The organism is Micromonospora sp. II, assembly GCF_001709195.1.
In the GTDB taxonomy this organism is placed as follows: domain Bacteria; phylum Actinomycetota; class Actinomycetes; order Mycobacteriales; family Micromonosporaceae; genus Micromonospora; species Micromonospora chalcea.
On record NZ_LYXF01000011.1, the window covers coordinates 16,815 to 39,433 of the forward strand.

At 73.7% G+C, this 22,619-nt stretch carries 20 protein-coding genes; 7 read left to right on the top strand and 13 right to left on the bottom strand.

Annotated features, from left to right (window positions below; translation table 11 throughout):
- Positions 1-42 precede the first annotated feature (42 nt).
- Together A8711_RS07020 and A8711_RS07025 are read left to right on the top strand one after the other, a co-directional pair.
- Positions 43-1,059 carry a GNAT family N-acetyltransferase gene (locus A8711_RS07020; RefSeq protein ID WP_069087773.1) on the top strand — a complete coding sequence of 339 codons (1,017 nt, stop codon included), beginning with the start codon at positions 43-45 and terminating at the stop codon, positions 1,057-1,059.
- Between the two features lie 91 nt (positions 1,060-1,150).
- A complete protein-coding gene (locus tag A8711_RS07025; RefSeq protein ID WP_069087774.1) occupies positions 1,151-4,423 on the top strand; it encodes a lamin tail domain-containing protein in 3,273 nt (1,090 codons plus the stop codon).
- Between the two features lie 32 nt (positions 4,424-4,455).
- Here A8711_RS07025 and A8711_RS07030 read toward each other — a convergent pair whose 3' ends face one another.
- From A8711_RS07030 to A8711_RS07055, 6 genes are all read right to left on the bottom strand, one after another.
- Positions 4,456-4,791, bottom strand: coding sequence for a hypothetical protein (locus A8711_RS07030; protein ID WP_233607905.1), 336 nt, complete (start codon positions 4,789-4,791; stop codon positions 4,456-4,458).
- A 520-nt stretch (positions 4,792-5,311) separates the two neighbouring features.
- On the bottom strand, positions 5,312-6,295 hold the full coding sequence (gene hemB / locus A8711_RS07035) for a porphobilinogen synthase (protein WP_069087775.1): 984 nt from the start codon (positions 6,293-6,295) through the stop codon (positions 5,312-5,314).
- Between the two features lie 14 nt (positions 6,296-6,309).
- Complete coding sequence (locus A8711_RS07040; RefSeq protein WP_030502883.1) at positions 6,310-7,890, bottom strand: uroporphyrinogen-III synthase; 1,581 nt, start codon at positions 7,888-7,890, stop codon at positions 6,310-6,312.
- The gene (gene hemC, locus A8711_RS07045) at positions 7,887-8,873 is read right to left on the bottom strand and encodes a hydroxymethylbilane synthase (protein WP_064446671.1); all 987 of its coding nucleotides are present in this window, start codon (positions 8,871-8,873) and stop codon (positions 7,887-7,889) included. The genes A8711_RS07040 and hemC overlap by 4 nt, the downstream gene beginning before the upstream one ends.
- Entirely contained in the window at positions 8,870-10,243 is a 1,374-nt protein-coding gene (locus A8711_RS07050) for a glutamyl-tRNA reductase (protein WP_043328095.1), read from the bottom strand. The genes hemC and A8711_RS07050 overlap by 4 nt, the downstream gene beginning before the upstream one ends.
- Positions 10,240-11,010 carry a redox-sensing transcriptional repressor Rex gene (locus A8711_RS07055; protein WP_043328093.1) on the bottom strand — a complete coding sequence of 257 codons (771 nt, stop codon included), beginning with the start codon at positions 11,008-11,010 and terminating at the stop codon, positions 10,240-10,242. The genes A8711_RS07050 and A8711_RS07055 overlap by 4 nt, the downstream gene beginning before the upstream one ends.
- Before the next feature lie 390 nt (positions 11,011-11,400).
- Here A8711_RS07055 and A8711_RS07060 point away from each other — a divergent pair, with 390 nt between their 5' ends.
- The gene (locus A8711_RS07060; protein ID WP_069087776.1) at positions 11,401-12,705 is read left to right on the top strand and encodes a sensor histidine kinase; all 1,305 of its coding nucleotides are present in this window, start codon (positions 11,401-11,403) and stop codon (positions 12,703-12,705) included.
- Positions 12,706-12,744: 39 nt separating this feature from the next.
- A complete protein-coding gene (locus A8711_RS07065) occupies positions 12,745-13,401 on the top strand; it encodes a response regulator transcription factor (protein WP_030502878.1) in 657 nt (218 codons plus the stop codon).
- Positions 13,402-13,411: 10 nt separating this feature from the next.
- Here the strand turns inward: A8711_RS07065 and A8711_RS07070 are convergent, their stop codons facing one another.
- The 3 genes from A8711_RS07070 to A8711_RS07080 are packed head-to-tail and all read right to left on the bottom strand — an operon-like array spanning position 13,412 to position 15,998.
- Positions 13,412-14,053: an HAD family hydrolase gene (locus A8711_RS07070; protein ID WP_013475152.1), complete on the bottom strand. Its 642-nt coding sequence runs from the start codon at positions 14,051-14,053 to the stop codon at positions 13,412-13,414.
- 24 nt (positions 14,054-14,077) lie between these two features.
- Positions 14,078-14,332, bottom strand: a complete 255-nt coding sequence (locus A8711_RS07075) for a glutaredoxin family protein (protein WP_013288752.1) — start codon at positions 14,330-14,332, stop codon at positions 14,078-14,080.
- Positions 14,322-15,998, bottom strand: a complete 1,677-nt coding sequence (locus A8711_RS07080) for an AMP-binding protein (RefSeq protein ID WP_069087777.1) — start codon at positions 15,996-15,998, stop codon at positions 14,322-14,324. Before A8711_RS07080 ends, A8711_RS07075 begins: the two co-directional genes overlap by 11 nt.
- A gap of 512 nt (positions 15,999-16,510) precedes the next feature.
- On the opposite strand from A8711_RS07080, the gene A8711_RS07085 reads away from it, so the two are divergent.
- The 3 genes from A8711_RS07085 (at position 16,511) to A8711_RS07095 (ending at position 19,619) form a co-directional block, all read left to right on the top strand.
- Entirely contained in the window at positions 16,511-17,482 is a 972-nt protein-coding gene (locus A8711_RS07085; RefSeq protein WP_043328086.1) for an ECF subfamily RNA polymerase sigma factor, BldN family, read from the top strand.
- Positions 17,483-17,774: 292 nt separating this feature from the next.
- Positions 17,775-18,629 carry a DUF5667 domain-containing protein gene (locus A8711_RS07090; protein WP_064446675.1) on the top strand — a complete coding sequence of 285 codons (855 nt, stop codon included), beginning with the start codon at positions 17,775-17,777 and terminating at the stop codon, positions 18,627-18,629.
- Between the two features lie 111 nt (positions 18,630-18,740).
- Positions 18,741-19,619 (top strand): HAD family phosphatase, encoded by an 879-nt coding sequence (locus A8711_RS07095; RefSeq protein ID WP_043328083.1) that lies wholly within the window; start codon positions 18,741-18,743, stop codon positions 19,617-19,619.
- Between the two features lie 16 nt (positions 19,620-19,635).
- Here the strand turns inward: A8711_RS07095 and A8711_RS07100 are convergent, their stop codons facing one another.
- The 4 genes from A8711_RS07100 to A8711_RS07110 all read right to left on the bottom strand — a co-directional run bounded on the left by A8711_RS07100 (position 19,636) and on the right by A8711_RS07110 (position 22,546).
- Positions 19,636-20,538 carry a lysophospholipid acyltransferase family protein gene (locus A8711_RS07100; RefSeq protein WP_051611579.1) on the bottom strand — a complete coding sequence of 301 codons (903 nt, stop codon included), beginning with the start codon at positions 20,536-20,538 and terminating at the stop codon, positions 19,636-19,638.
- Between the two features lie 281 nt (positions 20,539-20,819).
- Complete coding sequence (locus A8711_RS07105; protein ID WP_064446676.1) at positions 20,820-21,893, bottom strand: NAD-dependent epimerase/dehydratase family protein; 1,074 nt, start codon at positions 21,891-21,893, stop codon at positions 20,820-20,822.
- 120 nt (positions 21,894-22,013) lie between these two features.
- Positions 22,014-22,115, bottom strand: a complete 102-nt coding sequence (locus A8711_RS31365; protein WP_007465623.1) for a 30S ribosomal protein bS22 — start codon at positions 22,113-22,115, stop codon at positions 22,014-22,016.
- A gap of 221 nt (positions 22,116-22,336) precedes the next feature.
- The gene (locus A8711_RS07110; RefSeq protein WP_013288759.1) at positions 22,337-22,546 is read right to left on the bottom strand and encodes a helix-turn-helix domain-containing protein; all 210 of its coding nucleotides are present in this window, start codon (positions 22,544-22,546) and stop codon (positions 22,337-22,339) included.
- Positions 22,547-22,619 lie beyond the last annotated feature (73 nt).

The window sequence follows — 22,619 nt, forward strand, 5'->3', positions numbered from 1 at the left end:
ACCCTTCCCCCCGGCAGCGGTTGACGGCAAGCTAGACGGGTGATGGTGCGCGAGTGGAACCCTCGGACCGCCTCGTCCGCCGAGATCGCGTCCCTGCTGGACACGCTGAACGCGGTCCTGGCGGCCGACCTGCCGCAGGACCCGCCCTGGCAGGAGAGCTCCATGCGGGAGTACCTGTCCGAGGTGATGCCCGGCGAGCGGCGGATCTCCTGGGTGGCGCAGGAGGACGACGCTCCGGACGGCACGCCCGGAGCGATCGTCGGGCATGTGCACGTGCTGCTGCTGGGCGGCATCGGCGTACTGGAGGTGCTGGTGCATCCGGCGGTCCGGCGCACCGGGCTCGGCCGTGAGCTGGTCCGGGTGGCCGCCCGCCGGGTGTGGGACGAGGGCTTCCAGTCGATCGGCGTGGAGGTGGTCGGCGACACCCCGGCCGTGGCGTTCTACGAGTCGCTGGGCTTCACCCGCGACTATGTGGAGACCCGCAGCGTGCTCGACCTGCGTACGGTGGACTGGCCGGCGCTGACCGAGATGTCCGCCGAGGTGGGCGCGGGCTATCACGTGGAGTTCTGGCCCGGCGGGCCGCCGGACGAGCTGCTCGAGGCGTACGCGCGGGCCAAGGCCGAGGTGCGCGACTCCGACGACGTGGAACTGCGGCCCAGCTCCTACGACCCGGACCGGCTGCGGGACAGTCTCGCCACGTTGCACCGGCGCGGCATGAAGCCGTACATCGTGCTGGCGTTGCACGAGCGGACCGGGGACGTGGCCGGGCTGACCGAGGTGGTGGTGCCGGCGCAGCACCCGACCCGGGCCGACCAGTACGACACGATCGTCGTCCACGACCACCGTGGTTACGGCATCGACCGGGCCATCAAGGCGCGGATGCTGCTGGAGCTGCGCTCGGCCGAGCCCCAGCTGGTCGAGGTGCAGACCTGGAACGCGCAGGACAACGAGTCGATGCTGAAGGTCAACGCCGAGCTGGGTTACCGCCCCGACCGCGACTGGTGCGAGTACGGGGTGGACGTCGCCGAACTGGTGCACCGGCTGGACAGTCACCGCTGACCGTTCACCGGACGGCCACCGAAGGGCTGGACGGTGGACCCACGAGACCCTTAACGTTCGTTAGTTCCTGTCCACCCACCGTGGAGGCCCCATGCGCCCGCGCCGCACCCTCGCCGCGCTCGCGACCACCGCCGCCGTCACCCTCACGGCGATCGCTGTCGCACCCCCCGCGGCCAGCGCCGCGCCCACCGACCTGCTCATTTCCGAGTACGTCGAGGGGTCGTCCAACAACAAGGCCGTCGAGCTGTACAACGGCACCGGCGCCCCGATCGACCTGGCTGCCGCGGGCTACCAGCTCCAGCTCTACTTCAACGGCGCCAGCACGTCGACGAACATCGCGCTGACCGGCACCGTCGCCGCCGGGGACGTGTTCGTCTTCGCCGCCGCGTCGGCCGCGCCCGCGATCCTCGCCCAGGCCGACCAGACGTACGGCGGGTCGCTGTTCAACGGCGACGACGCGATCGTGCTGCGCAAGGGTGACACGGTGGTCGACTCCCTCGGCCAGGTCGGCGTCGACCCGGGCAGCGAGTGGGGCAGCGGGCTCACCAGCACCGCCGACAACACGTTGCGCCGGCTGCCCTCGGTGACCGCCGGCGACACCGATCCGGCGGACCCGTTCGACCCGGCCGCGCAGTGGGCCGGCTTCGCCACCGACACGTTCGACGGGCTGGGCAGCCACACCATCGGCGGAGGCGGCCCGGTCGACCAGCCGCCGACGCTGGCCTGCGGCGGCGCGCTGACGCTGTCGGCGGGCGCCACCGCGACCCGCGAGGTGACCGCGACCGACGCCGACGACACGATCACCGACCTCGCGGTCACCGCCGTCGTGCCGGCTCCGGCGAGCGGCTCGATCAGCCGTACCGCGTTCACCCCGGCGGCCGGGGACGGTGGCACGGCCACCGCCACGCTGACCGCCACCGGCCTGCCGGCCGGCAGCTACGCGGTCACGGTGACCGCCACCGACGACGACGGCGACACCGCCACCTGCACGCTCTCCGTGCAGGCCACCAGCGTGCTGTCGATCGGCGAGGTGCAGGGCCGCACCGGCGACGACGAGGACGGCCGCGCCGACCGGTCGCCGCTCGCCCCGGCCAGCGGCAACGGCACCAGCTCCCAGTTGTACGACGTGCGCGGCGTCATCACCGGCATGTCGCTGACCCGCAGCTCGGCCGGGGCCGACCAGTGGGGCTTCTACCTGCAGAGCCGGCTCGGCACCGAGGACGGCGACCCGCTCACCTCCGACGGGCTGTTCGTCTTCATGGGCTCGTTCACCACGCTGATCGGCGGGTACGCCCCCACCGTCGGCGACGAGGTAGTGCTGCGCGGCCGGGTCTCCGAGTACTTCAACCAGACCCAGCTCTCCGGCGCCTCGCTGGTCCGCAAGCTCGACTCCGGCCTCGACGTGGACACCGCGGTCCGGGTCGACGACGCGGTCCCGCCGGCCGAGGCGGCCGCCGCCGACCTGTACTGGGAGCGGCACGAGGGCGAGCGGATGCGGGTACGCGCCGGCAGCGGCGTATCCGCGCCCCGGCACATCTACTCCTCCACCGCCGACTCCGAGATCTACGTGCTGGACCGGGAGGACCCGGTCATGAAGCGGTCCGACCCGTACGCGCGCCGGGTGTTCCGGGACGCGCACCCGCTCGACGACATCCCCGGCACGCTCTTCGACAACGGCAACAACCAGCGCATCCTGCTGGGAGCGGGCGGCGTGAAGGCGGCCGCCGGTGACTCCCGCGCGCTGCTGCCCGAGGCGCGCACGTTCGACACGCTGACCGAGGACGCCTACGGCTCCGTGTCGTACGCGTTCAGCAAGTACAGCGTGCAGCCCGAGCAGCTCACCCTGACCGGTGGCGCGGACCCGGCCGCGAACCACCCGCCGCAGCCGGCCGACCGCGGCAGCGAGGTCGCGATCGCCACCTACAACGTGGAGAACCTGTACGACTACCGGGACGACCCGTTCGACGGCTGCGACTTCGCCGGCAACACCGGATGTACGGGGGTCAGCCCGCCGTTCGACTACGTGCCGGCGAGCCAGGAGGCGTACGCCGCCAAGCTGGCCGCGCAGGCCCGGCAGATCGTCAACTCGCTGCACAGCCCGGACCTGATCCTGGTGCAGGAGGCCGAGGACCAGGACATCTGCTCGGTGGTCGACGGCGCCCTGGCGTGCGGTGACACGAACAACGCCGACGGCGCGCCGGACACCGTGCAGGAGCTGGCGCTGGCCATCGCGGCCAACGGCGGCCCCGCCTACGCCGCCGCGTACGACCGCACCGGCGCGGACGCCCGCGGCATCGCCTCGGCGTTCCTCTACCGCACCGACCGGCTCACGCTGGCCGAGGCGACCGCCGCGGACCCGCTGCTGGGCTCCGCGCCGACCGTCCAGTACCGCTCGGCGGCGCTCGCGTCCAACACGGACGTGCAGAACCCGAAGGCGTTCAACGCGGTGCTGCCCGCCGACGTGGACCGCTCTACCGGCGTGGACGGCAGCAACGTCTACACCCGCGCGGCCCAGCTGGCCCGGTTCACCGTCAAGGCCGCGCCCGGCTCGACCGAGCGGTTCACGCTCTGGGCGGTCGCCAACCACTTCTCGTCCGGGCCGGACAGCCGGGTCGGGCAGCGCCGCGAGCAGGCCGCGTACGGCGCCGCGATCGTCGCGGCGGTCGAGGCGAGCGACCCGAACGCCCGCGTGGTCTACGGCGGCGACCTGAACGTGTTCCCCCGCCCGGACGACCCGATCGCCACCGCACAGAACCCGACCCCGTCGGACCAGCTCGCCCCGCTGTACGAGGCCGGGCTGCACAACCTCTGGGACGACCTGGTGGCGGACGCGCCCGCGTCGGCGTACTCGTACACCTTCAGCGGCCAGGCGCAGACGCTGGACAACCTGTTCGTGAACGACCCGATGCACGACGACCTGGTGCAGGTACGGACGGCGCACATCAACGCCGACTATCCGACCGACGCGCCGGAGCTGGGTGACCGGGGCGCCAGCGACCACGACCCGCAGGTGGCCCGGTTCCGGTCGCGTGCCTCGCTGCGGGTGGCCGACACCTCGGTGGCCGAGGGCGACAAGGGCACCCGCGCGATGACGTTCACCGTCACCGTGTCCCGCCCGCTCTCCGAGCCGGCGTTGATCTGCGCGACCACCTACGGCACGACCGCCCAGGCCGGGTCGGACTACGACCCGTACGTGGGTTGCAAACTGCTCCCCGCGGGCCAGACCTCGCTGGCGTTCCCGGTCACCGTGCGCGGCGACCGCAAGCGCGAGGCGGACGAGAAGCTCACGCTGTACGTGGCGGGTGTGCCGGGCCTGCGGCTGGCCGACCCGTCCGGCGTCGGGACGATCCTGAACGACGACTGACAGGTGTTCCGGGCGGCGGCCCGTCGATTCGCTCATGGGCGGATCGGCGGGCCGCCGCGGTATCCGCACCGCTGCGGATCGGGCGGGGGCGGCACGTTCCGGTACTTGGCCACCCGCACCTCCCACTGGCTGCGGCGGCGCAGCGCGTCCCGGACCGCCCGGTCGCGGTAGAAGGTCTCCGGCGGGCGGGCCAGCCCGTACCGGTCGGCCCACCACTCCCCCGGCTCCGGGTCGGTGACGACGTCGAGGTGGGACGGGTACCGCCGCTCCGCGCCGTCACGCAGGTCGGCCCGGTCACGCATCGGCTTGAGCACCGTGCCGGCCTCGTCGACGACCACGAGCCGGAAGCCGGCCGTCCCACGATGCACGACAGCATGGCCAGGCTCGGCGTCAGGCTGCCCGCCTCGATCCGCCCGATCGTGCTCGGATGCACCCGGGCGAACCCCGCTCCGCACCCCTGTGGAAAACCTGGAATCCGCCGCCCGACCAAACCTCGCCGTGCGTCAACCGCCCCACTCAAGGCACACGGAGCGTGACATCACTGTGCGTTAGCCAGTACTGCCGAAGCGAACGCCGCACACTCAAGACAAATAACAACCAATCCGGACACGACGCTCGGAATAGCCGAGCCAAGGAAGACCACCTCAGTCGACTTTGCTCTGCAGCCTTCGAAGCACTGCTTACGCTTCGTGACAGTTGCGCCCGTGGCTGCAGAGCAAAGTCGGCTGAGGGGCATAGCGCCTGCCACCCTGAGAACTACTGCGAGCTACCGCGTCTGGCTGTGGACAACTTGAGGCAACGCACCGCCCGCGGATCTCACCGACGCGCCACGACACGCGCGCCGGCGCGAGCCCGCCCCGGGTCCGACGCCGGGCGGCCGGGCGAGGGTCAGTAGCGCTCGCGCAGCAGCTGGGCCGCCTCGACCGCCCAGTAGGTGAGGATGATCTGCGCGCCGGCCCGGCGGATCGAGGTGAGCGTCTCCAGCATCACCCGCTCCCGGTCGATCCAGCCGTTCGCGGCGGCCGCCTCGACCATCGCGTACTCGCCGGAGACCTGGTAGGCGGCGACCGGGACGTCCACCGCGGCCCGGACCGCCGACACCACGTCGAGGTAGGGCAGCGCGGGCTTCACCATCACCATGTCGGCGCCCTCGGCCACGTCCAGCTCGACCTCGCGCAGCGACTCGCGCAGGTTCGCCGGGTCCTGCTGGTAGGTTCGCCGGTCGCCCTCCAGCGCCGACTCCACCGCGTCGCGGAACGGGCCGTAGAAGGCGGAGGCGTACTTCACCGCGTACGCGAGCACCGAGACGTCCTGGTGCCCGGCGGCGTCGAGCGCCTTGCGGACCACGCCGACCTGGCCGTCCATCATCCCGGACGGGCCGACCACGTGGACCCCGGCGGCGGCCTGGGCCACCGCCATGTCGGCGTACGCGGCGAGCGTGGCGTCGTTGTCGACCCCGCCGTCCGCGGTGAGCAGGCCGCAGTGCCCGTGCGAGGTGAACTCGTCCAGGCAGAGGTCGCTCATCACCACAGTCGCGTCACCGACCTCGGCGACCACGTCCCGGATCGCCACGTTCAGGATGCCCGCCGGGTCGACACCGCCGGAGCCGGTCTCGTCGCGCGTCGCCGGCACCCCGAACAGCATGATCCCGCCGACCCCGGCCTGGACCGCTTCGACGGCGGCCTTGCGCAGCGAGTCCCGGGAGTGCTGGAGCACTCCCGGGAGCGACGCGATCGCCCTCGGCTCGGTCAGCCCCTCCTTGACGAACATCGGCACGACCAGATCGGCCGGGTCGACGCGGGTCTCGGAGACCAGCCGCCGCACGGCCGCGTTGCGACGCAGCCGGCGGGGCCGGATCTCGGGGTACGGCATGAGGGAGCCTCCTGTCAGCGGAACCTCAGGGCGGTCGGGCCCTGCACCTTGGAGCCCCGGCGCTGCTTCGCCGGCATGGCCGCGAGCTTCTCCCGCAGTTCGACGGCGTAGGCGGCGAGCGCCTCCACCAGGTCGGGCACCGAGGCGTGCGGCGGCTGCACGTCGACCCGCAGGCCGAACTCGGTGGCGGTCTCCGCCGTCTTGGGCCCGATCACTGCAACAACCGTGCGCGCATGCGGCTTCCCGGCGATACCGACAAGGTTCCGCACCGTGGACGACGAGGTGAACAGCACGGCGTCGAACCCGCCCGACTTGATCGCGTCGCGGATCTCGGCCGGCGGCGGGGCCGCCCGCACCGTCCGGTACGCGGTCACGTCGTCGACCTCCCAGCCCCGCTCGGTGAGCCCGGCGGCAAGCGTCTCGGTCGCGATGTCGGCGCGCGGCAGCAGCACCCGGCCGACCGGGTCGAGGACCTCGTCGTGCGGCGAGAACTCGGCCAGCAGGCCCTCGGAGGACTGCTCCCCGGAGGGGATCAGCTCCGGCTGGATACCGAACGCGCGGACCGCCTCGGCGGTGGCGTCACCGATACAGGCGATCTTGACGCCGCCGAAGTGGCGGGCGTCGAGGCCGTGCTCGGCGAACTTCTCCCACACCGCCCGGACCGCGTTGACCGAGGTGAAGATCACCCAGGCGTAGCGGCCGTCGACCAGGCCCTTGACCGCCCGCTCCATCTGCGCCGGGGTACGCGGCGGCTCGACCGCGATGGTCGGCACCTCGCACGGGATCGCCCCGTACGCGCGCAGCCGGGCGCTCATCACGCCGGCCTGCTCCTTGGTGCGGGGCACCAGCACCTTCCAGCCGTACAGCGGGCGGTTCTCCCACCAGCTCAGCTTGTCGCGGTCGGTGACGGCCGCACCGACGGTGAGCACCACCCGGCCGGTGAAGCCGAGCGCCGCGGCGACGAAGGAGTCGACAGTCGACGTGGTGGTGTACTGCGTCTCGCCGGTGCCGTCGCCGGTCACCCCGACCGCTGTGGTGCCGTCGACGCCGGCGGCCAGCAGGCCGTCCCGGACGGCGGCCAGGTCACCGGCGTCCACGGCGAGCGCCAGCGAACCCCGGCCCACGGCCGTGGCGAGCGCGTCGAAGTCGAGCGCGGTGACGTCCTCGACGTCGGCGGCGGTGCGTACGCCCGGCAGCGGGACGCCCGCGTAGGTGGCCACGCCCTCGGCCTGGCCGACGCCCGGCACCACCTCGAAGTGCGCTGCGGTACGCGCGACCGCCTGCACCTCCTTGACCACCGAGTCGTGGCCGAACGGGTCACCGGCGACCAGGTGCACGGCGTTCTGCCCGGACCGGGCCGCGGAGATCAGCACCTTCGCCACGTCCCCCGGCACGCCCTCGGCGGGGCTGAACTCGGCGTCGGGCCGGGCCTGGGCGCGTACGTGCGCCAGGAGCGACTCGGGTACGCCCCGGTCGTAGACCACCTGGTCGGCCTCGACCAGGGCGTCCAGCGCCCGGCGGGTCAGCAGGCCGGGGTCGCCGGGACCGGCCCCGACGAAAGCGATCTGGCCTACGGGCTTACGGGTGCGGGTCATTCTGTGCTCCCAAGTTGCTGGGTCCCCGGGCCGGCCTGTGCGTCCTGGCCGAGGATCGAGTCGGCGCCGAGTTCGAGGAGTTCGGCGGCGAGTGCCTTGCCGATCTCCGCCGCGTCGGCGGGCGTTCCGGTGCGGGACAGCCGGAGGTCACGCGAACCGTCCGGGCTGATCACCGCACCGCGCAGGTAGATCTCCTGAATCACGTCGCCCTCGTCGGTGGGCTCGCCTTCGGCGAGGACGGCGTACGCGGCCACGGGTGCGCTGCATCCTGCCTCCAGGGTGGCCAGCAGCGCCCGTTCCGCGGTGATCGCGGCGCGGGACGGCTCGTGGTCGAGCAGCGCGAGCATCTCGATCACGTCCTGGTCGTCGGCCCGGCACTCGACGGCCAGCGCGCCCTGAGCGGGCGCGGGCAGCATGAGCATCGGGTCGAGCGTCTCGGTGATGACGTCGGCGCGGCCGATCCGGTTGAGCCCGGCGCGGGCCAGCACGACGGCGTCGAGGTCGGCGTCCGGGCCGAGCACCCGGCTGAGCCGGGTGTCGATGTTGCCCCGGATCGGGGTGACCTCCAACTGCATGCCCAGCGCGTGCAGCTGGGCGATCCGGCGCAGCGCGCCGGTGCCGACGCGGGCGCCGGGGGGCAGCTCGGCGAGCGTACGGCCGTCGGTGGCCACCAGCGCGTCGCGCGGGTCCTGCCGGGGCGGCACGGCCGCGACGTGCAGGCCGGGCGCCGCCGCGGTGGGCAGGTCCTTGTACGAGTGGACGGCGAAGTCGATCTCACCGGCGGTCAGCGCGTCGCGCAGCGCGGACACGAACACGCCGACGCCGAGTCGCTGCACCGGGGCGGTCGACTTGTCCCCGGCGGTCACCACCTCGACCAGCTCGACCGGGCGGCCGGTGGCCGCGGTGAGGGCTTCGGCCACGTGGCCGGACTGGGCCATCGCCAGGGCGCTGCCCCGGGTGCCGAGGCGCAGTGGGGCGGTCATCGCGCACCTCCGGTGGGCGGGATGTCGGCGGCGTCGAACGACGGCCGCCCGTCGAGATCGGTGGCGACCACGTCGGGAACGGTGTCGACCGGGGACGTCTGCGGAACGTCCAGGTCGAACAGCTCGCGCAGCAGCGCCGCGTACTGGTCGCCGCCGGGCTCGGCGGCGAGCTGGCGGACCCGTACGGTCGGCTGGTGCAGCAGCCGCTGGACGACCCGGTGCACGGTACGGGCCACCTCGGCGCGCTGGTCGTCGCTGAGGTCGGGGCGGCGCTGGCCGAGCCGGCGCAGCTCGGTGGCGACCACGTCGTCGGCCCGGCCGCGCAGGGCGGCCACCGTCGGCGCCACGTCGGCGCCGCGCAGCCAGCTCAGGAACGACTCGACCTCACCGGCCACGATCCGGGCCACCTCGGCGGCGTCGGCGGCGGCCGGCCCGTCGGCGAGCACGGCGGCCATCCGGTCGATGTCGACGACCTCGACGCCGGGCAGCTCGGCGACGCCGGGCTCGACGTCGCGCGGTACGGCCAGGTCGAGCAGGACCAGCGGGCCGCGGTCGGCGTCCCGGCGGGCCAGTGCCCGGGTCACCACGTCGCGGGTGAGCACCGGCTCGGTGGCGGCGGTGGCGGCGACCACGACGTCGACGTCGGCGAGCGCGGTGATCAGCTCGGCCATCGGCACGGCGGACGCGCCGTACGACTCGGCGAGCCGGACGGCACGGGCGGCGCCCCGGTTGGTCACGGTGAGCGGGCCGGCGCCCAGCCGGGACAGCGTGGCCACGCCCAGCGAGCCCATCGCGCCCGCGCCGACGATCATCGCGGGCCGCCCGGCCAGCTCGCCGTCGAGCATCTCGGCGGCGAGGTCCAGGGCGGCGGTGACGACGCTCTGCCCGGCCCGGTCGATGTTGGTCTCGGCGTGCGCGCGCTTGCCGACCCGCAGCGCCTGCTGCATCAGCTCGTGCAGCAGGCGGCCGGCCGAGTCGGCGCCACCGGCGGAGTGGTAGGCGTCGCGGAGCTGGCCGAGGATCTGCGCCTCGCCGACCACCATCGAGTCGAGCCCGGCGGCCACCCGGAAGACGTGGTCCACGGCGGCGGCGTCGTAGTGCACGTAGAGGTGCGGGGCGAGCGCCGCCGGCTGGCAGCCGGCCTGATCGGCCAGGACCGCGCAGATGTCGCCGAGTCCGCCGTGGAACCCGGAGACGGCGGCGTAGACCTCCACCCGGTTGCAGGTGGAGACCAGGACGGCCTCGGCGACGTACGGCTGGGCGATCAGGCGGTCCAGCGTCCGGGTGAGGTCGGCGGGCGGGACGGCGAGCTGTTCCAGGGTGGCGACCGGGGCGGTGCGGTAGGACGCGCCGACGACGAGCAGTTTCACGTGCCGATCGCCTCCTGGGTGTCGGTGGCCGCGAGTCCGCCGGGCAGGGCGGTGAGGGCGGTCCCGCCGGTGGCGGGGAGCGCGGTCAGCGACGCCTTGCGGTGCTCGTGGAAGGACAGGATCTGCAGCTCGATGGCGAGGTCGACCTTGCGCACGTCGACCCCGTCCGGGACCGAGAGTACGCAGGGCGCGAAGTTGAGGATGCTCGTCACGCCGACGGCGACCAGCTGATCGGCGACCGCCTGGGCGGCCGGGGCGGGCGTGGCGATGACGCCGATCGAGATCGATTCCTCGGCGACCACCTGGGGCAGGTCGTCGATGTGCTGGACGACGAGTCCGTTGATCCGCTCGCCGACCCGGGACCGGTCGGCGTCGAGGAGCGCGGCGATACGGAAGCCGCGGTTGGCGAAGCCGTCGTAGCCGGCCAGCGCGTGACCGAGGTTACCGACGCCGACGAGCGCGACGGCCCGGCACTGGGTGAGCCCGAGCACCGAGGAGATCTGGTCGACCAGGAGCGCCACGTCGTAGCCGACGCCCCGGGTGCCGTACGAGCCGAGGTGGGACAGGTCCTTGCGGAGCTTCGCGGAGTTGACGCCTGCCGCGTTGGCGAGCCCTTCGCTGGACACCGTCTCGTGCCCGGAGTCGGCGAGCGTGTGCAGCGCACGCAGGTATTCCGGGAGCCGGGACACGGTCGCCTCGGGCAGGTCCGGAAGCGCCGGTACGGCACCGGTGCGGCCGGGCGCGCCTGGTTGACGGTGCTGACTCATGAGACTCCGTGCGGTGCGATCCTCGACCAGCGACAGGGGCCGGTCGTTTCGGGACTCCCGCTGGCGACCGAGATTGCCGGCTGTGCTAGCAGGGCGCGTCGGAACTACAGAGTAGGCGCTTGTGAAGAGGTGCACAAATCGCGATCTTGAAAGCTCGCGACGCGCCTTCACCTGCCCCTCCATTCCCGCAAGATCGATCGACCGCCTCCCTTGGCGGCGCGTGGCGATTATTGCTCAATCCCGACTTCCCTGACCAATCGCGCGCGGCTCGTAGCGCTCCGTCACCGGCGTGGCGAGGCGAGTCTCACGTTTTGCAGTAGGGAGAACCCCACCCCCAAGAGGCCAGCGTGCGGGATGGGTCGGCGGGGCACGCGCCCATAGCCTCGAACCATGACCGCCGCACCACTGGCCACCGCGCCCACTCCGCTGTCCCCCGTCCACGGGCTGCTGCGCCGCCTCGCCCGCGACACCACCTACGTACTCGTGGGCTTCCCGCTGGCGATCGTCGGCTTCGTGCTCGCGGTGGTGGGGATCTCACTCAGCGCCGGGCTGCTGGTGACCACGCTCGGCCTGCCGATCCTCGCCGGCTTCCTCTACGCCGCCCGTGGGCTGGCCGACATCGAGCGGCTCCGGCTCGCCGCGGTGCTGGACCGGCCCCGGGTACGCCCGGTCTACCGCCGGCCGGAGCCGGGCGCCGGGTTCTGGCGGCGGGTGTTCACCCCGATCCGGGACGCGCAGTCGTGGCTCGACCTGCTGCACGCGTTCGTCCGGCTGCTGGTGGCCCTGCCCACGTTCGTGCTGCTGGTGGTCTGGTGGGTGCTGGCCCTGGGCGGCACGCTCTACGTCGTCTACGACTGGGCCATCCCGCGCGGCGTCGACGACCAGGACCTGAGCCAGCTCCTCGGAATGGGTGACGGCGCCGGCGCGCGGATCGCCCTGAACACCGCGATCGGGCTGTTCGCCCTGTTCACGCTCCCGCTGGTGGCGCGCGGCTGCGCCCGCCTGCAGGCCGGGCTGGCGTACTCGCTGCTCACCGGCGTGGCCGAGATGCGGCAGCGGATCATCACGCTGGAGGAGCAGAAGCGCGCCGCCGCCTCGGCCGAGGCGGTCGCGCTGCGCCGGCTGGAGCGCGACATCCACGACGGCCCGCAGCAGCGGCTGGTCCGGCTCGCCATGGACCTCGGCCGGGCCCGCCACCAGCTCGCCGACAACCCGGACGCGGCCCGGCAGACGCTCGACGAGGCAGTGGCCCAGACCCGGGAGACGCTGGACGAGCTGCGCGCGCTGTCCCGGGGCATCGCGCCGCCGATCCTGGTCGACCGGGGCCTGCCCAGCGCGCTCGCCGCGCTGGCCGCCCGGGCGCTGGTGCCGACCGAACTGGTGGTGGACGACGACCTGGGCACCGCCGCCGGCCGGCTCGATCCGGGGCTGGAGAGCACCGCGTACTTCGTGGTGGCCGAGGCGCTGACGAACGTGTCGAAGCACAGCCGGGCGAACGCCTGCCGGGTGGAGGTCACCCGGAAGGTGGGCCGGCTGGAGATCACCGTCACCGACGACGGCGTCGGCGGCGCGCACCTGGCCAAGGGCCACGGGCTCAACGGCATCGCCGACCGGGTCCGGGCGGCCGGCGGCACGCTGGAGGTGACCAGCCCGGCCGGCGGCCCGACCCGGGTCCACGCCGAACTACCGAGGTGACCCGGACCGCCGGGTCGGGGCGTGATAGACACCGGACCCATGCGGGTGGTGATCGCGGACGACGCCGTACTGCTCCGGGAGGGGCTGATCCGGCTGCTGACCGAGTACGGGCACGAGGTGGTGGCGGCCGTCGGTGACGGTGACGCGCTGGTCGAGGCGGTGGTGGCGCACCGGCCCGACGTCTCGGTGGTGGACGTGCGGATGCCGCCCTCACACACCGACGAGGGACTGCGCGCCGCGGTGGAGGCCCGCCGCCGGGTGCCGGGTACGCCGATCCTGGTGCTGTCCCAGTACGTCGAGGTGTCGTACGCCGACGACCTGCTGGACACCGCGGGCGGGGCCGGCGGCGGGATCGGCTACCTGCTCAAGGACCGGGTCGCCGCGATCGACGAGTTCCTCGACGGCCTGGCCCGGGTGGCCGCCGGCGGCACCGTGCTCGACCCGGAGGTGATCAGCCAGTTGCTGGTCCGGCGGCGGCGCGACGACCCGCTGGCGTCGCTGACCCCGCGCGAGCGCGAGGTGCTGGCGCTGATGGCCGAGGGCCGCTCGAACACCGCCATCGCCCGGGCGCTGGTGGTCAGCGACGGCGCGGTCGAGAAGCACGTCCGCAACATCTTCACCAAGCTCGACCTGCCGCCGGACGCGACCACGCACCACCGCCGTGTCCTGGCCGTCCTGGCCCACCTGCGCGCCTGACCGGGCCGGGTCAGGCGAGCGTGCGGGCCAGCGTCACCGCCTCGGTGAGCGTGTCGGCGGCCGGGTGGCCGCTGCCGCGCAGCCGGTCCGGGTCGGACAGGCCACCGGTGTAGAGGACGCAGCGGGCGCCGACCGAGGCGGCCGCGTCGGCGTCGTCGAGCGAGTCACCGATCAGCACCACCTCGTGGCCGCCCAGCCCCAGCTCGGCCAGGTGCTTCTCCAGCCACTCGGCCTTGTGCCCGCCGCCGACTGTGGCACGCAGCCCGTCCACCCGGCGGAAGTGCGGCGTCAGCCCGTACGTGTGCACCGTCGGCACCAGCTCGTCGTGGAACCACATGGACAGCAGCGACTGGCTGCCCTCCCAGGACTCGATCGCGGTGGTGGCGTCGGCGGCCAGGGCGCAGGTGGTCAGCCCGGCCCGGTAGGCGTCGTGGAAGACCCGGTCCAGCGTGCCGAACGCCTCGGCGTCCACGGCCCGGCCGAGCATCTCGGCGTAGTAGTCGGCGATCGGCCGCCGGAACCGGACCCGGTGCTCGGCCGCGGTGACCGCCGGCCCGCCGGCGCTGGCGAAGGCCACGTTCGTGGCCTGGACCACCAGGTCGAGGTCGTCGAGGAGCGTTCCGTTCCAGTCCCACACGAGGTGGCGTCGCATACCCGTCACCCGAGCACTCTAAGGCTAGAGCTGCGGCGTGGTCAGGTCGCGCAGCAGCCGGTCCTCCTCGACCCGCCAGTAGCCGTGCTCCTTGCCGTCGAGCAGCACCACCGGCAGCCGGTCGCCGTAGTCACGCTCCATCTCCAGGTCGCCGGTGACGTCCCGCTCCACCCACCGGTCGCCGGTGACCGCGACCACCCGGTCGAGCGCGGCCTTCGCGTCGTCGCACAGGTGGCAGCCGGGCCGGGTGATCAGGATGAGCCTCGGGTCACTGGACATCGGATACCTCCGTGCGGATCTCGGTCGGCGACGCCGGCGACGGCACCATGGGCGCCGGGCGCAGCTCGGTCTTGCGTACCTTCCCGATCGCCGAGTACGGCAGGCTGTCGACGAACTCGACGGCGGTCGGGCACTTGAACCGGGCCAGGTTACGCGCGCAGTGGGCGAGCAGTTCGTCAGCCGTCACCGGCGGACCGGCCGCCCGGACCACGTACGCCCGCACAGTCTCGCCGGTCCGCGGGTGCGGCACGCCGAGGACCGCCGACTCGGCCACCCCGGGGTGCGCCTGGAGCACCAGCTCCACCTCGTGCGGGTAGACGTTGAAGCCGTTTACCAGGATCAGCTCGCCGAGCCGGTCGACGAGGAACAGGTCGCCGTCGCCGTCGGCGTACGCGACGTCGCCGGTGGCCCACCAGCCGTCCGGGTCCGGCCCGCCCCGCCCGTCCGGCCAGTAACCGGCGAACAGGTTCTCCCCGCGTACCACGATCTGCCCGGGGTCGGTGCCGGCCAGCTCGTCGGAGAGGTCCATCTCGTCCTCGTCGGGGGCGTCGGCGGGCGCACCGTCGCGCCACAGCTCGACGCCGTCGGCGCCGGTCAGGCGCAGCTCGACGCCGGGCAGCGGACGGCCGATCGAGCCCGGTTTCGGCTCGCCGCCGACGAGCGTCGACGTGAGCACCGGCGCGGTCTCGGTGAGCCCGTAGCCGACGTGCACCGGGTGCCCGGTCAGCTCGGTGAAGCGCGCCCCGACGGCCGGCAGCAACGGCGCCGCGCCGCACACCGCGACGCGCACCGAGGCCAGCGCCGCGGCCGGGTCACGCTCCGCCTCGGCCCAGGTCAGGAACATCGACGGTACGCCGACGAGCACCGTGACCCGGTGCCGGGCGATCTCGTCCAGCGCCCCGGACGGGCCGGGCTCGTCGACGAGCACACCCGTCGCGCCGTGCCGCACCACGGCGCCGAGCACCGTGTTCAGCCCGTACGCGTGGAACAGCGGAAGGGCGAGCAGCACGACGTCGTCGGGGCCGACCACCGGCGGCTCGATCCGGTCGGTCTGGTCGTGGTTGGCGGCGAGCGCGCGGTGCGACAGCATCGCGCCCTTGGGCCGTCCCTCGGTGCCGGAGGTGTAGAGCAGGACGGCGAGGTCGTCGCCGGCGCGGGCCGGGAACCCGTCCGGCCCGGTGTCGCCGCGTACCGGCGGCGCGGTGTGCACGGCGCGCAGCCCGGGCAGCTCGGCGCGGTCCACCCGGGCGGTCACCTCGGGGGCGCCGACCAGCACCGTCGCGCCGGAGTCGGTGAGCACGTGCCGCAGCTCGCGGGCGGTGAGCGCGGGGTTGACCGGTACGGCGACCAGGCCGGCCCGGAGCGCGGCGAGGTAGGTGACCACGAAGTCCGGGGTGTTGCCGAACGCGACAGCCACCCGGGGCGGATGTCCCGGTCCGGCGGCCGGCGGCGCGTCGGCGAGCAGCGCGCGGGCGGTGGCGGTGACCGCGTCGTCCAGCTCGGACCAGGTGAGCGTCCGCTCGCGCCAGCGCAGCGCGGCCCGGTCGCCCCGTTCGGTGGCGGCCCGGCGGAGCCGGTCGGCGAGGTTCGGCGCGGAGCTTTCGGCGGCGTCCTGCACGGTGGCTGAGTCTGGCACAGCGGCGTCCGCCGGACCATGCCCGGACACGGCACCGGGTCCGCCACACGGGACTGGGAATGCAGTACGGTGGGATTCCCGAGCGCGGGATAACGATCTCCAGCGGCACGAGCCGAGCGACCCGGGGCGACCCGTGCGAGCCGCCCTCGCGACACGCCGAGCGGAAAGAAAATCTGCTCCGACCAGGACTTTCCACTGCGGACCACGATCCGGCGCGAAAGTCAACCACACGCGACGGACAACGGGTCCGCCATTCGTGCGATCCGGCGGGAAATACTTCCGCTCTGTGTAACGGACTTGCCACGCGTGGGTGACGTTGGCCCTATCATCACTCGGGTCGGCTCACCCCATTTGCCGTGAGTCGACACCCCTCAGCCCGAGGAGGCCCCCGTGCCCGTCAGCGCATTGGACCAGCACCTCAAGGGGATCTGCCGCCCGTCGGCACGTCCCGACCCGGCCGCGCCCGGCCGGGTTCCACCCGGTCCCCCGGCACCACAGTGGCGCCCGGTGCGGTCGCTGCCCACTCGGACCGGGGAGGCGCGGTGACCACCTTCGGTTACGCCGAACGGCCGGCCGGCGTCACCGGCCCGACCCAGCGCAACCCGCTCAACGAGCGCGCGGACCCGCCTCCACGCAGCGCCGAGAGCCAGCTCGCGGTACGCGGCGAGGGGCGGCGCGTACGCAGCCGCGCGCACCACACGAACGAGGCGCCGGCGCGTCCCGCGACGCCCGGCGGCAACGCGAAACCCGCGGCCGGCCGCCTCGGCAGCCCGGCCCGCCCGACCATGCCGGCCCAGGCCCGGCGCGGTGACGCGGCCACCGGCGCGGAGCCGTCCGCCGCGGAGACCGCGATCCTGCCGGCGGTGACCACAGGCGACACCGCCGTCCTGCCCGCCGTGCCGGCCGCCACGCCCGCCACCGGATTCCCCAGCCGCCCCGACCCGTCCGACCCGGCCACCGAGGTGTGGACGCTCGTCGAACGCGCGCAGGCCGGCGAGTCCGAGGCGTTCGGCCTGATCTACGACAGGTACGTCGACACCGTCTTCCGGTTCGTCTACTTCCGGGTCGGCAACCGCCAGCTCGCCGAGGACCTCACCTCCGACACGTTCCTGCGCGCGCTCAAGCGGATCGGCAGCTTCACCTGGCAGGGGCGCGACCTCGGCGCCTGGCTGGTCACCATCGCCCGCAACCTGGTCGCCGACCACTTCAAGTCGGGGCGCTACCGGCTGGAGGTGACCACCGGCGACGTCCTCGACGCCGACCGGGAGGACCGCGGTCCGGAGGGCAGCCCGGAGGCGGCGGTGGTGGAACACATCACCAACGTCGCCCTGCTCACCGCCGTCAAGCAGCTCAACCCGGAGCAGCAGGAGTGCATCGTGCTGCGGTTCCTCCAGGGCTTCTCGGTGGCCGAGACGGCCCGTGCCATGGGCAAGAACGAGGGCGCCATCAAGGCCCTCCAGTACCGCGCGGTACGGGCCCTGGCCCGCCTGCTGCCCGACGGCTTCCACTCCTGACCGGCAGCCACCGTCCCGTTTCCTCACCGGCGCCACCGCCGGGCGCTGTCGCGTGCCCGACGCCCCACGCAGGCCGATCACTCTTGGTGATTTCGCCGCCGTCCCAGCCGTAACCGGCGACCGGCGCGGTCCGTTTCTCCGGGTGCGACCAGTGGTTGTCCCGGCGTCCCCCGGGCCACCCGGTCCGGCGGGTCGGGTCGGCCGTTCCGGTCGACTCGGTGCCACACGCTGCCACCGGTCGCTGGTGACGACGACGGCCGCCCGGCCGTGACCAGCGAGAGGGGGTGCCGCGGTGGACAGCGACCTCTTCTCCCGTCGGCGGGCCGAGCGCTTCGCGCAACTCCTCGACGAGGCCAACGGCGGACGCCGGCACCACGTCCGGTCCAAGGCGGACGGTGAACTCACCGCGCTCGTCGAGGTGAGCCGCCGGCTCAGCGCCGAACGGCCCGACGTCGAGGTGGACGCCGAGTTCCGCACCGGACTGCGGGCGATGCTCGTGGCCACCGCCGAACGTGAGGGCGTCGGCACTCCGGCCAAGACCACCACCGGGGTACGCGGAACGCTGCTGCCCGCGATCACCGGACGCCGGGCGCGGGCCCGGGGCGCGATCCTGGTCGGCGTGGCCGCCGGCGCGGTCGCCCTCTCCGGCATCTCCGCCGCCAGCGAGAACGCGCTGCCCGGTGACGCCCTGTACGGCATGAAGCGCTCCACCGAGCGCGCCCAGCTCGCGCTCGCCAGCTCGGACATCAGCCGTGGGCAGCTCTTCCTCGACTTCGCCCGCACCCGGCTGGACGAGGCCGCCTCGGTACGCGGCGACCGGCTCGGTTTCAGCGCCGTCCTGGACGACATGGACGCGGACACCCGCCAGGGCGTACGCCTGCTGACCACGGTCGCGGCGCAGCGTTCCGACCCGGTGGCGCTGGACGCGGTGGACACGTTCCTGGCCGGCCAGCGCCGGGTGGTCAGCGGCCTGCTGGACCGGCCCGACCACGCCGAGCGGGACCGCACCCGCCGCTCGCTGGCGCTGCTCGACGCGGCCGGCAAGCGCGCCGACGCGCTGCGCGAGGCGATCGCCTGCGGACTGCCCGCGCCACAGGCCAGCGACGCGCTCGGGCCCGCCCCGGCGGCCTGCCCGGCCGACCGCTGAGCGCGGACGCCGACCGCGCCACACTTCTCCCGGCGGACACCCACCCGTCACACCGTGCCGGATACGCTCGACGCGGAGGGCGTACGCGGTCGTCGAGGCAGGGAGGTCACCGTGGCCGGAACCCGGAAGGTGACCGTCAGCACCGACGCGCACGGGCACACCACCGGCTGGTCGGAGGCCCCGTCGGCGCCCGCGACCACGATCCCGCCGGACCCCACCGCCGCCGCCTTCTTCGACGTGGACAACACGATGATGCAGGGCGCCTCGATCTACTGGTTCGCCCGCGGGCTGGCCGCCCGGAAGTACTTCACCACCGGTGACCTGGCCCGTTTCGCCTGGCAGCAGGCCCGGTTCCGGCTGCTCGCCACCGAGCACGCGGGCGACATGTCCCAGGCCAAGGAGGCAGCGCTCGCGTTCGTGCAGGGCTGGCGGGTGGACGACATCGAGCGTCTCGCCGACGAGATCTTCGACGAGCTGATGGCCCCGCGCATCTGGGCCGGCACCCGCCGCCTGGCCCAGCGTCACCTCGACGCGGGCGAGCGGGTCTGGCTGGTCAGCGCCGCCCCGGTGGAGATCGGCCGGGTGATCGCCGCCCGGCTCGGCCTGACCGGCGCGATCGGCACGGTGGCCGAGGTGGTCGACGGCGCGTACACCGGGCGGCTGGTCGGTGACCTGATGCACGGGCCGGCGAAGGCCGAGGCGGTGACCCAGCTCGCCGCCGTGGAAGGGCTGGACCTGGCCCGCTGCGCGGCCTACAGCGACTCGGCGAACGACCTGCCGATGCTCTCCGCCGTCGGCCGTGCGGTCGCGGTGAATCCCGATCCGGCGCTGCTGCGGCAGGCCCGCGAGCGGGGCTGGGACGTGCGCGACTTCCGCACCGGGCGGCGGGCCGTACGCATCGCCGTGCCCTCCACCGCCGCCGCCGGGCTGCTGGCCGGCGCGGTCACGGCCGGCCTGGCGCTGCACCGGCGCCGCCACCGCGAGGCCTGAGCCGGCGCGCGTTCGCTCAGGGCCCGAACGGGTCGGGGCGGCGTTCGAGCAGCTTGTGCAGCGTCTGCTGGATCGTCTCGCGCACCTGGTCGGCGAGGTTGAACACCACGAGCGGGTCGTCGGCGGAGTCACGCAGGTGCGCGGTCGGGATCGGCGGGCAGAACTCGATCAGCCACTTGCTCGGCAGCGGCACCATGCCCAGCGGCCCGAGCCAGGGGAACGTCGGCGTGACCGGGAAGTACGGCAGTTTGAGCAGCCGCGCGAGGGGCTTGATGTCGGCGAGCATCGGGTAGATCTCCTCGCCGCCGACGATCGCGACCGGCACGATCGGCGTGCCGGTGCGCAGCGCGGCGGAGACGAATCCGCCCCGGCCGAAGCGCTGGAGCTTGTAGCGGTCGGAGTAGAGCTTGCCGACCCCCTTGAAGCCCTCCGGGAACACGCCCACCAGTTCGCCGTTGCCGAGCAGCCGCTCCGCGTCCGGGTTGCAGGCGACGGTGCCGCCGGTCTTGCGGGCTATCTCGGAGACGACGGGCATCCGGAAGACCAGGTCGGCGCCGAGCAGCCGCAGGTAGCGGCGCGCCGGGTGCCGGTCGTGCAGCGCGGTGGAGAGGATCAGCGCGTCGAGCGCCACGGTGCCGGAGTGGTTGCCCACGACCAGGCCCGCGCCCTCGGCCGGTACGTGCTCGATGCCGCTGACCTCGGTGCGGAACCAGTCCCGGTAGAGCAGCCGGACCAGCGGGTGGACAACCGCGTCGGTCAGGTCGGGGTCGAAGCCGAACTCGTCGACCTCGTAGTCACCGGCGAGCCGCCGCCGCAGGAACGCCAGGCCCTGGGCCACCTTGCGGTCCCAGTGGTCGCCCGGCCGGTCGGCCACCGCCGGTCCGGGCGGCGTGTCACCGGCCGGCGCGTCGCCGGCCACGGCCTTCTTCGCCACGGCCTTCTTCGCGACCGTCTTCTTGGCCACGGTCTTCTTGGCCACCGTCTTCTCGGCCGTCGGGCGGTGCGCGGCCGGACCCGGGGCGGCCGACCCGGCCGGGGTGCCGGGCTCGTCGGCGGAGGTGTCCGGCTCGACCGGCGCGGCCGGGCGGGCGGACGGCGCGGTCACCCGGCGGTGTCCGTTGCGCCGTGCCGGCTCCGCGCCCGGCCCGGGCACGTCCAGCGGTACGTCGTAGCGCGCGTCGCGCCGCTCCTCCGGGCTGGTCACGAACGCTCCCGTACGGTCGAGCGGACCTGCCGGATGCTCTCCAGCACCAACCGCTCGGCCGCGGCCAACTGGTCCCGGGTCACCACGACGCCGCCGTGGTGGGCGCGGATGAAGTCCTCGAACGCGGCGGCGGTCGAGCGGGGCGTGAAGCCGAACTCCCGCTCCAGCCGGCTGGTGTCCACCACCCGGCCGTGCACGAACAGGTCCACCTGGTCCAGGCCGTACCGGCCGAAGCCCAGGCTGCGGGCGATCGCGGCGACCCCGGCCAGGCCCGGTTCCAGCACCGGCACCGCCACCCGGCCGGCCCGGCGGATCGCCTGCGACAGCGACAGCACGCCCGGCCCGGCGACGTTGTACGTGCCCGGGTGGTCCTCGGCGACCGACCGGTGCAGCACCTCCAGCGCGTCGTCGAAGTGCACGAACTGCAGGCGCGGGTCACGGCCGAAGACGGTGGGCACCACCGGCTGGGAGAAGTAGCGCGTGAGCGTGGTGTCGGCGGCGTAACCGATGAACGGCGCGAAGCGCAGCACGGTCGCGGTGACGTCGGGCCGGCGGCGGCGGAACCCGCGGACGTACCCCTCGATGTCGAGTATGTCGCGGCCGAAACCGCCGCGCGGCACCTCGCGCGGCTCGGTCTCCTCGGTGAAGACGGCCGGATCGCGGAACGACACCCCGTACGCGGCGGTGGACGAGCGGACCACGAGCTTGCGCAGCCGGGGCGCGCGCTGCGCGGCGGCGAGCATCTGCATCGTGCCGATGACGTTCTGTTCCTTCATCGCCGACCGGCCGCCCTGCTGCGGGTCGGGGGAGGTGACGAGCGCGAGGTGCACCACGGCGTCGACGTCGAGGTCGGCCAGGAGACCRCCGAGCGAGTCGAGGTCGAGACGGACCCGTTCCACGTCGGTGAGCAGGTCGGCCAGCTCGGGGTTGGGCGGCGCCGGATCGACCCCGATGACCCGCTCGATCCGCGGGTCGGCGGCGAGCCGCGCGGCGACGTGCGCGCCGAGCCAGCGACCGACCCCGGTCACGACGACGACCCCCGGGGCACCGGAGGTGTCACCGGGGGTCATGTCGTGCGCCTTGCGCGGCAGGCGGGATCGAGCCGGGACGTCCACGGCCTGATCACCTGAGCCTCCGAGGGTCGACAGTTGGCAAGTGGTGCCGGGTGCCGGGCCAGTGCCCGGCCCCGGTCACTTGCCGAGACGGCGACGCTGGACGCGGGTCTTGCGCAGCAGCTTGCGGTGCTTCTTCTTAGCCATGCGCTTGCGGCGCTTCTTGACCACCGAGCCCATACGACAGCCTTTCGATGCAACGTTCGGGGCGGACCGGAAGACGCCACCGCCGGTGGCGTCTTGACCGCTTGCGGACAACGGACCGGACCAGCGTGGTGGGCAGGGCACACCAGAGGGCGATCACGGTCGTGGTCCAGCCTAACCGGAGTGCGTCAGCAGGACCAACGCGCCCCCGTCGATGCCCCTTTTCGTCGCACTCGGCCGACCGGCCCGCCGAGTGCTCAGGCGGACTCCTGGAAGGCGCCCCGGAGGTATTCGTGCACGGCGTGCTCGGGCACCCGGAACGAGCGGCCGACCCGCACCGCGGTCAGCTCACCGCTGTGCACGAGACGATAGACAGTCATCTTGGAGACCCGCATGACCGTCGCCACCTCGGCGACGGTCAGGAACCTGACATCCGACAGCCGTGCGTCGGACTGCGACCCGGCCATGGCTCACCGACCCATTCCCGTGCCCGGCGCGTGTCACCGGGCAGGTGCTCCCGCCTCGACGAGCGACGCGCGT